We start from the raw sequence: 15,398 nt of genomic DNA on the forward strand, positions 1-15,398 counted from the left end.
AATCTTTTGATTCAAAATAATTCCAGAGTGTAGTGGATATAACTGAATCTGATATGAGGTATCAAAAGAGCTATTGATAGCTAATTGATGTTTCTGCTGATATAAGATATAATAAATTTATTTTTTAGTCTTTGATAGATTTACTCTTTACAGATATTACAAGCATTGAGAATGATGTTGAATATCGATTTCACATCTTTAATCTAGAGTTTTGCTTATAGTATAAATAGCATTCATTACTTAGTTTACTGGGTAATAAGTTTTTTTAACATAGAACGACTTCATAGCTATTTTAGGATAATATCAACTTTTTTCTTTTAACATTCCTATTGCGGAGAGGAAAAGAAGTGTGTTTCGGTCAGTAAATGACATATAAGACTTTACCACTGTCAGTCAGTGTGAGTTATGATCGATCGCCTTATATATAATACCACTATTACATAAAATGCTATCTGCGTGACTATAACGAAGGAACATTACATCAAATCTTTTTTATCTTTTAATAAAACCGATTAACGACATTACCTACTTCTATAATAAAATCTAATGCATGCTTTTTGACTGTAATGCAACAAGAATTAGGATATTGCTTGTAAATTATTTAAGGAATTGCATTAATTCAGAAAATTCTATTGTAGGGTAATAAAAATATAATGATTTATTGATTATTTTGTGGTTTAATTAAAGAAGAGATGAATAAATATTTCGTGGAATCATTATATCGCATCGAGCGTGATATGACTGTCCTTCTAGCAGAAGGCTTGTGACGTAATTAAGGACAATATTCAGCATTGTTTACGGGAGTAAACCGCCGACACGCTTTAATCATTACCATCGCCTTTCCTACCGTCAGATTATAGGAACAGTGAAAACGCGTACGTCAAGGATCCGAGGAAGATAAAAAGCATTTTTTATTGATAGCAGTTCAGCAACCCCGCTTGCTTGTTGCAAGCGGGGTTGCTGCCAAAGCATCTACATGTGCAGTTTTCAGCAACAGAATCACGATTCTGTTTACCGATTCCTGAAACGCATAAGGTTTTATGTTATTGATGAGAGACGCTCATTGTTAATATAATCAATTCCCATTTATCTGGGTGCTATATTTCAGAGTATCCGGTTAATTAAGCTGTCTATGCGGATACGGCGTAGACGACGCATCAGCTTACTCACTTTTACGGGATAATCAGCGATGTTTGGCATCTCGTCGCAGTGTCGTACCGACCTCGTGTGGGCACGGATTAAGTTAAGCTCGCATTCACGTTGCGAGCGAAGTTTTTGCGCAGGATCGTGGAGTAGTAGCGCGTTTTCTAGATCAAGTCGCCAGGCACGTGGATTGAGATTGCTTCCGGTTAGCAATTGCCATTCCTTGTCCACCCAAATACCTTTCAAGTGATAAGTATTCTCCTCGTCTTTCCATAGACGTACTACCAGCTGACCCGTATCAAGATAACACCGCAGACGGTTAAGAAAGCGACGAAGGTTCATTTCGTATAGGTAGGGAAGGGCGCCGATGATGTTAAACGGCTGATCCAAAGGGATGTAAAAATCGCTGGCGGTTTTATCACCGACAATGATTTCCACCTGCCTTCCCAGGCGCAGCAACCCGATCAGATCCCGCACCAACAGCGCTGGTAAATTAAAATAAGGGGTACATAACGTCAAACTCTCTTGAGCGGAACATAACAAATGATGAATCGTTTTATTAAGTGCGCTTTTTTTCCCTAATCCGACTAGCGGGGTAATGCTCAATTCATTGGGGCCGGCCTCACCACGATAACAATAGTTAGCCTCTCGTAGTGTCTGGCGAAACAGGCGTGTATCGTTTTTTATTACCCGACTCTTTGGCCGGGAAGCGGTGTCCAAGCGGGTTACTGCAGGTGCTGTGAGTAAATGGTGTTTGATATAATTGAGGAGCGTCTCAGCCAGGGTCTCATTACGGATAATATGGTAGCGATCGTAGCGGTATTTATCTTCCTGATAGAGATAAAGATTGTTAATACTAGCTCCGCTATAAATCACATCATTGTCAATGATGAATCCCTTCAAATGCAAAACACCCAAGGCTTCGCGGGTATTGACCGGCACGCCGTATATCGGAACGTTAATTTCGGGATGTAGCTGAGCCATGCGGCAGTACCAGTCAGCGTTGGTGTTGTTTGCAAAGGCGACGCCGATGCGCCCGCGCTGTGCCCTGTGCCAGTCAACCAGAATCGCTATTTCAAGCGTTAGGCCAGTCTGTTTTGCCTGATAAAGAGCCTCAAGGATCCGTTGGCCGCCTTGATCCTGCTCCAGGTACAGCGCGATTAAATAAATCCGCCTTCTGGCTCCTGCAATCGCTTGTATTAGTGCTTGATAAAAAGCTTCAGGGCTATAAAGTGTTTTAATACCTGAAAGTACTTGGGGAATCTTCGGTAGTTGTGCAAGGTGTTGTTGGTGTTTGCTGTGTTCTAAAGTTGACAACATCACAGTGCGCTTCTGCTCTCATCATCGATGGTTGGAATGACTTTGTACAAACAGGCATTTTCTTTTAATGGGTAATAGTATCACTACTTTCTGACTTGTGGGGATGTTTCAATTGACTTCGAGAATCTTTAGGACTGCACACAGCAAATCATCGATTAGTCGGTTTTAGTGATATCGTGGGGACATTATCCTGCAGGTAAATACTTACAGTGTAGCCTTGATTAGGCCAAACCCGTTATTATGCCGAGCATGTTATGCTATGGCACTTTATTGAAAATTCCTAACAAGATTGTATGCTTCAGACGGTTGTCATTTTGATCACCGGGTGTGGGTGATTACCATGATTATGCAGAGTTGCATTAACACCTGAAAGTGCTTTAAATTGCAGACATGGCTTGTTAATGATACTGAGTGCGTGCTTTTCCAAGTATTATGGTTACGGTGTTGTGAAATCAATAGATTGTATATTATTCATGCAACGATCGACTTAATCTCTAATCGCTGAGCGCCAAAAAGAAAAATATCATTATCATTATGACCGTATAAAAATTAAAAGTTAGTTTATGACTAAAGTATTGTTCTTGATTGATTGTTAATCATAACCTTCATATCAAAACTATAGTGTAGAATAACCAACTTAGCACACTGGCAGCAAGGCGATTCAGCAGCGACATTCTTTGAATAACACGCAGATCTTGTCGCATGGAGCCACTGCACTTAAAGGGTCTGGCAGACTATGTGATGACTTAGCCGGCGCCATAAATGATGCTTATGACGATGCAGTGGCTGATTGGCTTCTCGCTGAGGGGTGCACAGAAGTGCAATGATTTGATTTTTAAACTTATGTGGCGACTGTTAAGATCTCCGTACTCATTGGCGTACTTTTAGCGAGCTAGATACTGTATAGTGGTAAAGTCATGCTGTCCCCCTTGCATCTTATAATCCTAGCTACTGCGGTTGAAGCTCAGCGTCTGAGCTCGGGAGCAATTAGACTAAGAAAATAAGTAGATTATAACCTGCTCTCAATAGCTGCAATGGTTATCTGCTTTTGCAAAACACTACTTGGTAGTGTTCTTGGTTTGTCTTGCCATCATAATTAAGATAAGCAAATGATGATGACAGTAACAGTAAATCTGCTAAACGAGATGATATTGTGAGGACTATCGAACAGCGCTCTTATGGGGCACCGAGAGCTTGCCTATCAGGCTAGCTATTACAAAAGACTTGATTGTTAAACAAAGAGCTTTCCCAGGGTGTGGGAAGAAGGTGTAGCGTAAACGCTGTCAGCTCTAATCTATTCCTGTTTTTAGGGGGGTGGCGGTATCACGGTGCGATACATTAGCATAGATAATGCCTCTATCCCTCCATGTACTGCGATTATGAGGTTGCTTACGCCATCATACTTTGCCTTTTTCGATACTTTATCGCTGTGCGCTATTGCTCCACTTAATTATTGCAGCAAAACCGTAAAATCGATGCTCTCGATAAGTACATCAGGCATTTCACTGCGTCTTGGCTGTTTTATGCCGTTATAAAATCTCCGTGATCGCTAAAATCACACTGCAGAGTACGGGGATCTTAACAGGTGCCGCATAAGCTTGAGCATTAAATCACTGCACCCCCCTTACACCCTTCAGTGAGACACTGATCAGCTATTTCATCATCAGTACTTTTGATGATAGCTTGATTTAATTAGTAAAGTATTTAAAGATACCGCTCAAGAGAAAGGGTGCGCTTTATATAAAAATATAGCAGATCGAGCAGGCTATAACTCGAGATAACTGCGCTGTTTAAAAACGTTGTTTTAGTTAAGCTAGTAAATACTTATCAATGATTACATGCCATAAAGACTATTTTCAATGCGTCTAGTAAGCGCCATCAAGGATGATAGAATGTTCAGTTTCTTCAACAAGATTCCTTTTACATTACCTCGATCGAACGGATTCAGGCACCGCGCTTAGGGCATGTTTTTTTCAAAAAACAGGGCGAGTATGCTTAAGAGTAGATAACGACTGCAGCCTTAGACGCTATTTCACCTGCAATCTGCTCCATGTTGATTTTGAATGCATTAGTACACATTATTCAGGTGCACTATCTAATACTAAGGACGTACTCTACTATAACTGAAATTCTCGATTGATGTATCAAAGATAGTTGCTTCCGGCTCTCCTTCATCACCGCCAAGAGTAGAAATCTTTTTAAGCACGGGCGATAAATGTTTTGTTTGGCAGATGATATCAGATGCACAGTACATCGCGCTCGATCGGCTTCACTCAAAGTGAGGGGAGATAACATTAATCTTTACCATGTGTAATTCGTAAACTCGCAGGGCATGATCAATTAATATGCCTCAAGAGCTATATCTTAAATTTTTTTAATTATGTACATAACATTGTTAGTAAAGACTTTTTTTAAAAAGCAGTCACAATGCATGAGTAAGATCACTGGAAGGGATATAAAGAGCGATGATTATTACAGTGCACTCAATGCCGATTTGTTTGATGAACATCAAAATGTTATAGTCTACACCACTCATCCCGTCGATCTAGGATACCTGGATTCAAAAACAGTTGTAAACGATTTGCGTGCAGGTTTTTATTATACATTTAAGATCTGTTGTTCAGGCAAGACGGTGGTATGATTCATGAGGAAATGCGTAAGCGTGATATCATCTGAAAGTCATCAAAAATTGACAGTATTCCCTCCTCATGCAAGAGGCCATGTCGCTATTATTATGGATGGTAACGGCCGTTGGGCGAAAAACCGGGGAAAATTACGTATCTTTGGCCACCAGGCCGGTGTGATGTCGGTACGCCGCGCTGTCAGCTTTGCAGTCAGTCATCATTTCGATGCATTAACGCTTTATGCGTTCAGCAGCGAAAATTGGAATCGCTCTAGCCAGGAAATTTCCGCGCTGATGGAGTTGTTTGCGCGCGCCCTGGATAGTGAACTGAAAAGCCTGCACAAGTATAATGTTCGGTTGTGTATTATCGGCGACACCTCACGCTTTGGTAGGCGATTGCAGGAGCGTATCCGCCGCTCCGAGGCCCTAACCTGCAATAACCATGGGTTGACCTTAAATATTGCTGCGAATTATGGTGGGCGTTGGGATATCATTCAGGGCGTACGGCAACTCACCGCCCAGGTAAAAGGAGGCATCTTGCAGCCTGAACAAATAGATGAAAATACTTTGTCTCAGGTAGTGTGTATGCACGAGCTACCCCCAGTGGATCTGGTTATTCGCACTGGAGGTGAGCGGCGCATCAGTAATTTTTTGCTCTGGCAAATCGCTTATGCGGAGCTGTTTTTTACCGATGTATTGTGGCCAGATTTTGATGATGCTGTTTTTGAAAACGCCTTGAATGCTTTTGCCCAACGTGAGCGGCGCTTCGGCGGAACGACACAGCATGATGCCAATGCATCCTAGGAGGGGTTCTGAAATATCGGATGATTAGTGCGTGTGTAATGATACCTATTGTTATCGCCGCACTGTTTTTATTTCCCCTGGCTGGATTTGGCCTGTTTACCCTTGTGGTCTGTATGTTCAGTGCCTGGGAATGGGGGGTGCTTGCTGGCTTTGCTTCCCGACACCAGCGCATCTGGATTGCTATGCTGTTCGGCCTTCTTCTGGGTTTTGTGATGCTCGCTATGCCGGGTTACTGGCCCTGCTTGACCGCCTGGAAGGCGACATATACCCTATGGTTTGGACTGGTGTGGTGGACGGTATCGCTACTCCTTGTGTTGTGTTATCCCCGTTCCGCTACGCTTTGGCGCGCATCTCGTCCGCTAAGGCTATCATGCGGTATTCTGACTATTGCGCCTTTTTTTTGGGGTCTGCTTACTCTACGTCAATACCATTATGATATTAACCGTTTTACAGGTGCCTGGTGGATACTGTATGTAATGATACTGGTTTGGAGTATGGATTCCGGCGCTTACATATTTGGGCGTGCCTGGGGCCGCCATAAGCTTGCCCCGCGGGTGTCTCCCGGGAAAACCTGGGAGGGCGTGGTAGGCGGTCTGATCACTTCTGCATCGATATGCTGGCTGTTTGGTAAATACGCCCCTCTTGAAATCGCCCCGTTAACGCTATTTATTTGTTCGATTATTGCGGCGTTATCGTCCGTGTTAGGTGATTTAAGTGAAAGCATGTTCAAACGTGAGGCCGGCATCAAGGAAAGCAGTTATTTAATCCCTGGGCATGGTGGTATTTTAGATCGTATAGACAGTTTGACCGCCTCGGTACCGGTCTTTTGTGGTCTCATGCTGTTGATCTTTAACGCCATCTAAGTCCGGGACTAGGAGCGCTTATGCTGCACTTTTTTTGGAGTATTGCTGCCTTCGTTGTCGTGTTAGGTGTATTGATCGTGGTACACGAGTTCGGGCATTTTTGGGTGGCCCGCCGATGCAGCGTGACGGTAGAACGTTTTGCTATTGGCTTCGGGCCTGCACTATGGCGCTGGTGTGATAAACGGGGCACAGAATATGTGATCGCAGCCATTCCCTTGGGTGGCTATGTCAAAATGTTGAGTGATAGAGTAGATAGCGTCGCTCACGAGCCTCGTGAAGGAGTGGTTGATCATAAGGCAGTCTGGCAGCGCGCCGCTATTATCGCTGCCGGGCCCGTATTCAACTTTTTGTTCGCCATCGCTGCCTATTGGATCGTGTTTATGATAGGTGTGCCGACTTACCGACCGGTTATTGGCGAGATTGTCCCCCATTCCATCGCCTCGCGGGCAGACATGTCTTCCGGAATGGAACTGAAGTCAGTTAACGGTATCGAAACCCCTGATTGGGATTCATTCCGTCTAGAGCTGATAAATAGTTTTGGCGCTGTTAAAACCACAATTTGCCTTGTTCCGTTCGGTTCCTCGCAGGCTGAAAGGAAAACACTGGATTTGCGCGGATGGTACTGCGAGCCGAACAAGCAAGACCCTATCGTTTCACTTGGCATTATTCCACTCGGGCCTCGCATAGAGGCTGTGCTTTCTGCAGTTCAGCCAGGATCAGCTGCAGTAAAAGCAGGTTTGCAAGCCGGAGACAGGATCGTTAAAGTCAATGGGAAGCCGTTTTCTGCATGGCAGGTATTTATGAATCAAGTGCGCGATAATCCCGGGCAGTCGCTTTCGGTCAGTATTGAACGGAACGGTAGGCTTCTAGAGCTAACTCTGTGGCCCGACAGCAAGGCAGTGGGAAGGGGGCACGTGCAAGGTTTTGCGGGCCTCATACCAAAAATTATCCCTCTGCCTGCGGAATATAAAACTGTACTGCAGTACGGACCGTTAACGGCTTTGGCCCAAGCGACCGAAAAAACCTGCCAGCTGATGCGCGTTACGGTCAATATGTTAGGTAAAGTAGTTACCGGAGATGTTAAGATCAATAATCTGAGTGGCCCGATTGGTATAGCAAAGGGCGCGGGGATGGCAGTGGAATACGGTTGGATTTATTACCTAATGTTTCTGGCGCTTATTAGCGTGAATGTGGGAGTGATTAATCTGTTCCCGTTACCGATGTTAGATGGTGGTCATTTACTTTTCCTTGCAATAGAAAAACTGCAAGGAGAACCAGTATCCAAACGAGTGCAAGACTTTAGTTATCGTATCGGCTCGATTTTGCTGGTGCTGCTAATGGGTCTAGCTCTTTTTAATGATTTTTCCAGGCTATGAGAGCCTGATATTATGCTAGGAAGAACGCATAACTACGATGTCGATGAAAAGGTTACTCATAGCGTCGCTGCTTCTTAGCAGCGCTACCGCATACAGTGCAGATGGGTTCGTAGTGAAGGACATTCATTTCGAAGGACTGCAACGGGTTTCTGTTGATGCGGTGTTGCTAAGGATGCCGATTCGCATCGGTGATAAAGCGACTGATGAAGATATAGGAAATGCGATTCGCTCTCTCTTTGCTACTAAACACTTTGAGGATATTCAAGTGCTGCGTGACGGACATTCACTGGTCGTACAGGTCAAGGAATGTCCTACTATTAGTAGCATTACCTTCTCCGGCAACAAGGAAGTGAAGGAGGAGGTTCTTAAGCAAAACCTGGACATCCAGGGCGTTCGGGTGGGCGAAGCTCTTCATCGACCTACAATATATAATATTGCAAAAGAGCTAGAAGACCTCTACTACAGCAATGGAAAATACAGCGCTACGGTCAAAGTAGCGGTTACGCCTCTCCCGCGTAACCGCGTTGCTCTTGACATGTTGTTTACGGAAGGCATCTCAGCCAAGGTTCAGAAAATTAATATTATCGGCAACCATGCGTTCAGCACTGATGAGCTGATAGCATGCTTCCAGCTGCGTGATGCATTGCCGTGGTGGAATGTAGTGGGAGATCGTAGATACCAAAAAAAAAAGCTGGATGAGGATCTTGAAACCATACAGAGATTTTATCTCGATCGCGGTTATGCTCGTTTCAGTATCGATTCTACTCAGGTTAGCTTGACGCCGAACAAGAGGCATATTTTCATCACCTTGAACATCACTGAAGGAACGCAATATAAGCTGTCTACCGGTACCGTGGTCAGCGGTAATATGGCTTGTCACGCTACCGAAATTGAGCAATTAGCAATAGCTCAGCCTGGCGCACTGTACAGCGGCGCCAAGGTGATCAAGATGGAGAGTGATATCAAGCAATTGCTGGGCTTTTATGGCTATGCCTATCCCTGCGTGGCGACGCATTTGGACTTTAACGACGCGGAGAAAACGGTTAAGTTGCATGTTAGCATCGACGCAGGCAAGCGGTTTTATGTAAACCATGTACGCTTTGACGGTAATTATATAACCAAGAACTCTGTGTTGCGTCGTGAAATTCGCCAGATGGAAGGCGCGTGGCTCGGCAGTAAGCTGATCGATCAAGGTAAAACGCGGCTCAATCGGCTGGGTTACTTTGAAACCGTAGAGACCGAAACTGAGCGCATACGCGGCTCGCCGGACCAGGTAGATGTAGTTTACAAGGTTAAGGAGCGCAATACCGGCAACATTAACGTTGGTATTGGTTTTGGGACCGAAAGCGGTGTGAATTGCCAGTTTGGTATCCAGCAGGATAACTGGATGGGAACCGGTCATTTTGTCGGCTTGAAAGGCACCAAGAACGACTACCAGACTTATGGTGAGTTGTCGATGAAGGATCCTTACTTTACAGTGAACGGTATTAGTCTAGGTGGAAAAATCTTCTACAATGATTTTAACGCTGATGGGGCAGATCTATCGGACTATAATCTACGCAGCTATGGTGTGGGTACGATGCTGGACTTCCCCATAAGCGAAAACCGTGCGCTGAATGTTGGTCTTGACTACGTTCATGATGATTTGACCAATATGGAGCCCCAAGTAGCAATGTGGCGTTATCTGAATAACCGTGGCATGAATGCCACGGTTATTACGACGGATAAGGCAGACAAAAACGCTGATTTCAATGCCGATGACTTTTTGTGCTCTATGGGGTGGAGCCACAACAATTTAAACCGCGGCCATTTCCCGAGCAGGGGGTCTCGCGCCCGTCTAATCGGTAAGGTGACACTGCCGGGTTCTGATAATGAATATTATAAAATCACGTTCGACGCCAGTCACTATGTCCCGCTTAGGGAGAGTGGCAACTGGGTGCTGATTGGCCGCGTGCGTGCCGGCTACTCAGCTGGTCTAAGCGGAAAGGATGTCCCCTTCTACGACAACTTCTATGCGGGCGGTTCCAATACCGTGCGCGGTTTTCGTTCCAAGACCATTGGTCCAAAGGCAGCGTATTATAAGTGCAATAGCACGAATGCCCACTATAGTGTTTGTCCAGTGAAAAAATCTAGCGATGCGGTAGGCGGTAATGCAATGGCTGTTGCTGTCGCCGAGCTTATCTTGCCGATACCTTTCTTGAGTGCGAAATATTCCAACTCTTTACGTGCCTCGCTGTTTGTCGATGGTGGTGCGGTTTGGGACACGGAATGGCAAACTACCAGCGCGACCCGCGCGGCAGGTATTCCAGACTACAGCGACCGAGACGCTATCCGCATTTCTAGCGGCATTGCCCTGCAGTGGATGTCACCGCTAGGGCCGCTGGTGTTCTCTTATGCGCAGCCAGTTAAAAAATACGACGGCGACAAGTTAGAGCCGTTTCAGTTTAATATCGGGAAAACGTGGTAAGATTAAACCCACTACTTTTCAGGCAAGGAGTAGTAGAAAGCAGTGGTTGATGCACGACAACTTTGTTGAAAAATAGATAATTATGCGGTTCTGCTATGCAGTTTTCTCAGAAAATGCTTATCATCTCAAGTGTGCTGTTTTCTCATAAGGTTTAACTGCATGATTTCGACCTGAAGAGCTCAAATAGTTCCCGGAACTGACAGTATAAAATCCGTTTTTCAACAAAGCTACGTATGATAACAATGCTAAGTAAAAAGCATGTCTGCCTGTCGCCTAGCTTGACAACACAGTAAAACATAACAGGTGGTTAAGGAGTTTATAGTGAAAAAGTGGGTATATGCTGCGTTCCTGTGTTTAACTTTCGCTGCCTCTGCTATCGCGGAATCTGCCGATAAAATTGCTGTAGTGAACGTTTCTAGTATTTTCCAGAAGCTGCCGCAACGTGCCTTGGTTTCTAAACAGCTTGAAAATGAATTTAAGGGACGCGCCACTGAACTGCAGTCCATGGAACGCGCTTTGCAGACTGAGATACAGCGGCTACAGCGTGACGGTTTGACGATGACCGCTAGTGAGCGTAGCTCACTAGAAATGTCCGTCATGGCGCAGCGGGAGACTTTCTCCAATGCAGCCCAGGCATTTGAGCAGGATAATCGTCGTCGCCAGACGGAAGAACGTAATAAGATTCTAATTCGTATTCACGATACTGTGAAGAGCGTTGCTACCAAGAAAGGTTATGACGTCGTTATCGATACTAACGCCATCGCTTATGCCCGCAACGCTAAAGATATCACTTCTGACGTTCTGAAACAGGTTAAATAAGTCATGCTTTCAATTCGACTCGCTGATTTAGCACAGCAGTTGGATGCAAAATTGCACGGTGATGGCGAGATCGTCATTACTGGTATTTCCTCTATAAGGCGCGCGAAAGCAGGGCAGATTACGTTTCTTTCGGATAGCCACTTTCGTGAACAACTCTCTTCCTGTCAGGCGTCGGCGGTAGTGCTTACCGAAGATAGCCTGCCTTTCTTCACCGGCGCCGCGCTGGTTGTGAGTAATCCTTACTTAACTTATGCCCACATGGCACAGCTGATGGACACCACGCCAAAGCCTACCGAGGCTATCGGATCTGGGGCGGTAATTGCGCCAGATGTGACCATGGGACAGCGGGTGGCTGTGGGCGCTAACTCCTTCCTGGAATCTGGCGTTGTGCTTGGGGATGACGTGATCATCGGCCCTGGCTGTTGTGTCGGAAAGAACACCCATATTGGCGCCCGCACACGCTTATGGGCTAACGTAACCATCTATCATGAGATTGTTATCGGCGAATATTGTTTGATTCAATCTGGCGCCGTGATTGGTGCCGACGGTTTCGGGTACGCTAACGATCAGGGAAACTGGATCAAAATACCGCAGCTTGGTCGAGTGATCATCGGAGATCGGGTAGAAATTGGCGCGTGTACTACAATTGATCGTGGTGCGTTGGACGATACCACCATCGGGAACGGTGTAATTATTGATAATCAGTGTCAGATTGCACATAACGTAGTCATTGGTGACAATACCGCAGTCGCTGGTGGTGTTATTATGGCTGGCAGCCTGACCATAGGCCGCTCTTGCATAATTGGGGGCGCTAGCGTGATTAATGGTCATATTGCCATTTGCGATAAAGTCACGGTGACAGGCATGGGCATGGTCATGCGTCCCATCACCGAACCAGGTGTATACTCATCTGGGATTCCACTACAGCCGAATAAAGAATGGCGTAAAACCGCTGCGTTAGTCATGAATATCTGCGATATAAGCAAGCGAATAAAAGCTATCGAGCGAAAATTAGCAAAAAACTAATTGATCCCGCCCTTGTAGGGGATCATGCACACCGAGCTTTCACTGCCCGGCGAGTTATTATTATATTCGCGGCCTTCTTGTTTTGTCCTGGCCGGATTAAAGCAGGCGGTCTTGTTAATGCCACGTTTTTTAAAGACAGGAAGAGTATTTTGACTACTGACACTCATACTCTGCATATTGAAGAGATATTAGAACTTTTACCTCATCGGTTTCCATTTTTGCTAGTAGACCGCGTTCTGGATTTCGAGAAAGGACAGTTTCTGCGAGCAGTAAAGAATGTTTCCTTCAATGAACCATTTTTCCAGGGTCATTTCCCGTGCAAACCGATCTTTCCTGGGGTGCTCATTCTGGAAGCCATGGCCCAGGCGACAGGAATTCTGGCGTTCAAGAGCGCGGGAAAGCTGGCGCCTGGGGAACTCTATTATTTTGCTGCCATCGATGCAGCTCGTTTCAAGCGTCCTGTACAGCCGGGAGATCAGATGATTCTCGAAGTTGCATTTATTAAAGAGCGTCGAGGGGTCGCGCGCTTTAAAGGTGTCACTAAAGTTGACGGTGAAGTAGCATGTGAAGCATCTATGATGTGCGCCCGGCGCCGGGAGGCCTGAATACGTGATTGATCAATGCGCCTTTATACATCCCACTGCTATTGTGGAAGATGGCGCCATCATACACGCCGGCGCCTATGTCGGGCCGTTCTGTGTTATAGGTTCACAGGTCGAAATCGGTGCACGCACGGTGCTGAAGTCCCATGTGGTGGTGGTCGGCGTTACTTGCATTGGTGAAGACAACCAGATTTATCCGTTCGTCTCCCTTGGAGATGTCAATCAAGATTTAAAATATGCCGGAGAGCGCACGCGAGTTGCAATTGGCGACCGTAACCGGATTCGAGAAAGCGTGACTATTCATCGTGGCACCATACAAGGTGGAGCAGTAACGCAAGTTTGTAACGATAATCTCCTCATGGTGAATGCACATGTCGCCCACGACTGCACGGTGGGCAACCATTGCATTATGGCTAATAACGCTACACTCGGCGGCCATGTAGTAGTAGACGATTACGCTATTATCGGCGGAATGACCGCCGTCCATCAGTTCTGTGTTATTGGCGCCCACGTCATGGTCGGCGGTTGTTCTGGTGTTGCCCAGGATGTACCTCCTTTTGTGATTGCTCAGGGTAACCACGCTACACCGTTCGGCCTGAATATTGAAGGGCTGAAGCGCCGAGGTTTTGATCGCGATGCGCTACACGCGATACGCGCTGCGTATAAAATCATTTACCGTAGTGGAAAAACCCTTCACGAAGCTAAATTGCAACTGGAAACGTTGGCGAGCGAGTATAAGGTGGTAAATACCTTCCTAGACTTTTTGTCACGCTCCCAGCGAGGCATTATTCGGTAAATATGTCGTCGCCACGCCCCATTACGATCGGTTTAGTTACTGGCGAGACTTCCGGCGATATTTTAGGAGCTGGGCTCATGCGTGCGCTGCGTGGTCATTTACCAGAAGTCCGCTTTTTCGGTATCGCCGGTCCTCGTATGCAGGAGGAAGGGATGGAAGCGTGGTATGACATGGAAGAGTTAGCGGTAATGGGTATCTTCGAGGTGCTTCATCGTCTACCGAGACTATGGCGCATCCGTCGAGATCTCATCCGACGCTTCACCGCGTTGCGTCCTGATGTTTTTGTCGGTATTGATGCACCGGATTTTACGATTGCTCTGGAATATCAGCTCAAACAACGCGGTATCCGCACTATTCATTACGTTAGCCCATCTGTTTGGGCCTGGAGGCAACGCCGGGTACTCAAAATCGGCCGTGCTACGGATAATGTGTTGGCGCTCCTACCATTTGAAAAAGCATTTTACGACCGCCACAACGTCTCCTGCGAGTTTGTCGGCCACACAATGGCCGATATTATGCCATTTGATCCAGATAAAGACGCTGCACGAAAGGAACTCGGTATTCCCGCAGCCGCAAGCTGTTTGGCGCTTTTGCCCGGTAGCCGTCACAGCGAGGTGGAGAGACTAAGTGCAGATTTTCTGCGTGCCGCTGCACGGGTGAGTCAGCGATTCCCAGGCCTGGAGATTGTTGTGCCATTAGTGAATCCAGCACGACGGGTCCAGTTTGAGCGCATCAAGGCGGAGGTGGCGCCGGAGTTATTGGTCAAGCTTCTGGACAATCAAGCTCGTCAGGCGATGATAGCATCTGATGCAGCTCTGCTGGCATCCGGTACCGCATCACTTGAGTGTATGCTAGCTCACTGCCCCATGGTCGTTGGATATCGCATGAAGCCGCTGACGTTCGCGCTAGCGCGAAGGCTGGTTAAAACCCCTTGGGTGTCACTCCCCAATTTACTAGCCGGGTGTGAGTTAGTCAAAGAATTATTACAGGAGGAGTGCCGTCCAGACGCGTTGGCGGCGGCTGTCATTGAGCTGTTGCTTAACGATGATAATCAGCGCTCGGCGTTGCTGGCTAAATTTCGTCAATTGCATCAGCAAATTCGCTGCAATGCCGACAAACAGGCGGCATGTGCCGTACTTGCCTTGATTAGCCGATAACACTTTTGAATTTCTGATGAGGCGAAAGACGCACTTCTTTTTTCTATCCTACTGTACCAGGTATCATCAGCTTCAATAAAGGTAGACGAGGTCTTTAGCAGTAGCGCTCGTGACCTATCTGTGATGCTGAAGCCAGCCCTGATGGGGCTGGTAGGATGAGGTAGTCCACATGGTTGAGTGAAAACTGGCGCGCGTGTTTGGTATAAGGACATAAATTTTTTTATTCTAATCTAGAGCATATCGCAACGACGCTTGCTATCACAATCCGAGCGATTTAAGAGCAGGTAGTTTCTTTGCGCTACCCCCACTATGTTTCCGCATATAATTTCGGTACAACACACAGTCTGTCGCACCCCTCTCCTGTCTCGCAATACGCGTATTTCATAGCACGACAGTGCATCT

The 15,398-nt window shown here is 46.2% G+C and carries 10 protein-coding genes; 9 read left to right on the forward strand and 1 reads right to left on the reverse strand.

Translation table 11 applies throughout. The features are described 5' to 3' along the window. Positions 1–1,104: 1,104 nt before the first annotated feature. Positions 1,105–2,463, reverse strand: a complete 1,359-nt coding sequence (gene pssA / locus A359_RS04000) for a CDP-diacylglycerol--serine O-phosphatidyltransferase (RefSeq protein WP_014888600.1) — start codon at positions 2,461–2,463, stop codon at positions 1,105–1,107. Positions 2,464–5,107: 2,644 nt separating this feature from the next. On the opposite strand from pssA, the gene ispU reads away from it, so the two are divergent. The 9 genes from ispU to lpxB all read left to right on the forward strand — a co-directional run bounded on the left by ispU (position 5,108) and on the right by lpxB (position 14,996). Further along, positions 5,108–5,890, forward strand: a complete 783-nt coding sequence (gene ispU / locus A359_RS04010) for a (2E,6E)-farnesyl-diphosphate-specific ditrans,polycis-undecaprenyl-diphosphate synthase (protein WP_095531957.1) — start codon at positions 5,108–5,110, stop codon at positions 5,888–5,890. Between the two features lie 20 nt (positions 5,891–5,910). Continuing rightward, positions 5,911–6,753, forward strand: a complete 843-nt coding sequence (cdsA, locus tag A359_RS04015) for a phosphatidate cytidylyltransferase (RefSeq protein ID WP_044104646.1) — start codon at positions 5,911–5,913, stop codon at positions 6,751–6,753. Between the two features lie 20 nt (positions 6,754–6,773). Further along, complete coding sequence (rseP, locus tag A359_RS04020) at positions 6,774–8,129, forward strand: sigma E protease regulator RseP (protein WP_014888604.1); 1,356 nt, start codon at positions 6,774–6,776, stop codon at positions 8,127–8,129. 37 nt (positions 8,130–8,166) lie between these two features. After that, a complete protein-coding gene (gene bamA, locus A359_RS04025) occupies positions 8,167–10,596 on the forward strand; it encodes an outer membrane protein assembly factor BamA (RefSeq protein ID WP_014888605.1) in 2,430 nt (809 codons plus the stop codon). A gap of 321 nt (positions 10,597–10,917) precedes the next feature. Beyond that, on the forward strand, positions 10,918–11,415 hold the full coding sequence (skp, locus tag A359_RS04030) for a molecular chaperone Skp (protein WP_014888606.1): 498 nt from the start codon (positions 10,918–10,920) through the stop codon (positions 11,413–11,415). 3 nt (positions 11,416–11,418) lie between these two features. Further along, entirely contained in the window at positions 11,419–12,441 is a 1,023-nt protein-coding gene (gene lpxD, locus A359_RS04035; protein WP_014888607.1) for a UDP-3-O-(3-hydroxymyristoyl)glucosamine N-acyltransferase, read from the forward strand. A 149-nt stretch (positions 12,442–12,590) separates the two neighbouring features. After that, positions 12,591–13,046 carry a 3-hydroxyacyl-ACP dehydratase FabZ gene (fabZ, locus tag A359_RS04040; RefSeq protein WP_014888608.1) on the forward strand — a complete coding sequence of 152 codons (456 nt, stop codon included), beginning with the start codon at positions 12,591–12,593 and terminating at the stop codon, positions 13,044–13,046. Positions 13,047–13,050: 4 nt separating this feature from the next. Next, positions 13,051–13,839, forward strand: coding sequence for an acyl-ACP--UDP-N-acetylglucosamine O-acyltransferase (gene lpxA / locus A359_RS04045; RefSeq protein ID WP_014888609.1), 789 nt, complete (start codon positions 13,051–13,053; stop codon positions 13,837–13,839). Between the two features lie 2 nt (positions 13,840–13,841). After that, positions 13,842–14,996 carry a lipid-A-disaccharide synthase gene (gene lpxB / locus A359_RS04050; RefSeq protein WP_044104649.1) on the forward strand — a complete coding sequence of 385 codons (1,155 nt, stop codon included), beginning with the start codon at positions 13,842–13,844 and terminating at the stop codon, positions 14,994–14,996. The last annotated feature ends 402 nt before the right edge of the window (positions 14,997–15,398 follow it).

Source organism: secondary endosymbiont of Ctenarytaina eucalypti, from assembly GCF_000287335.1.
Lineage (GTDB): Bacteria > Pseudomonadota > Gammaproteobacteria > Enterobacterales > Enterobacteriaceae.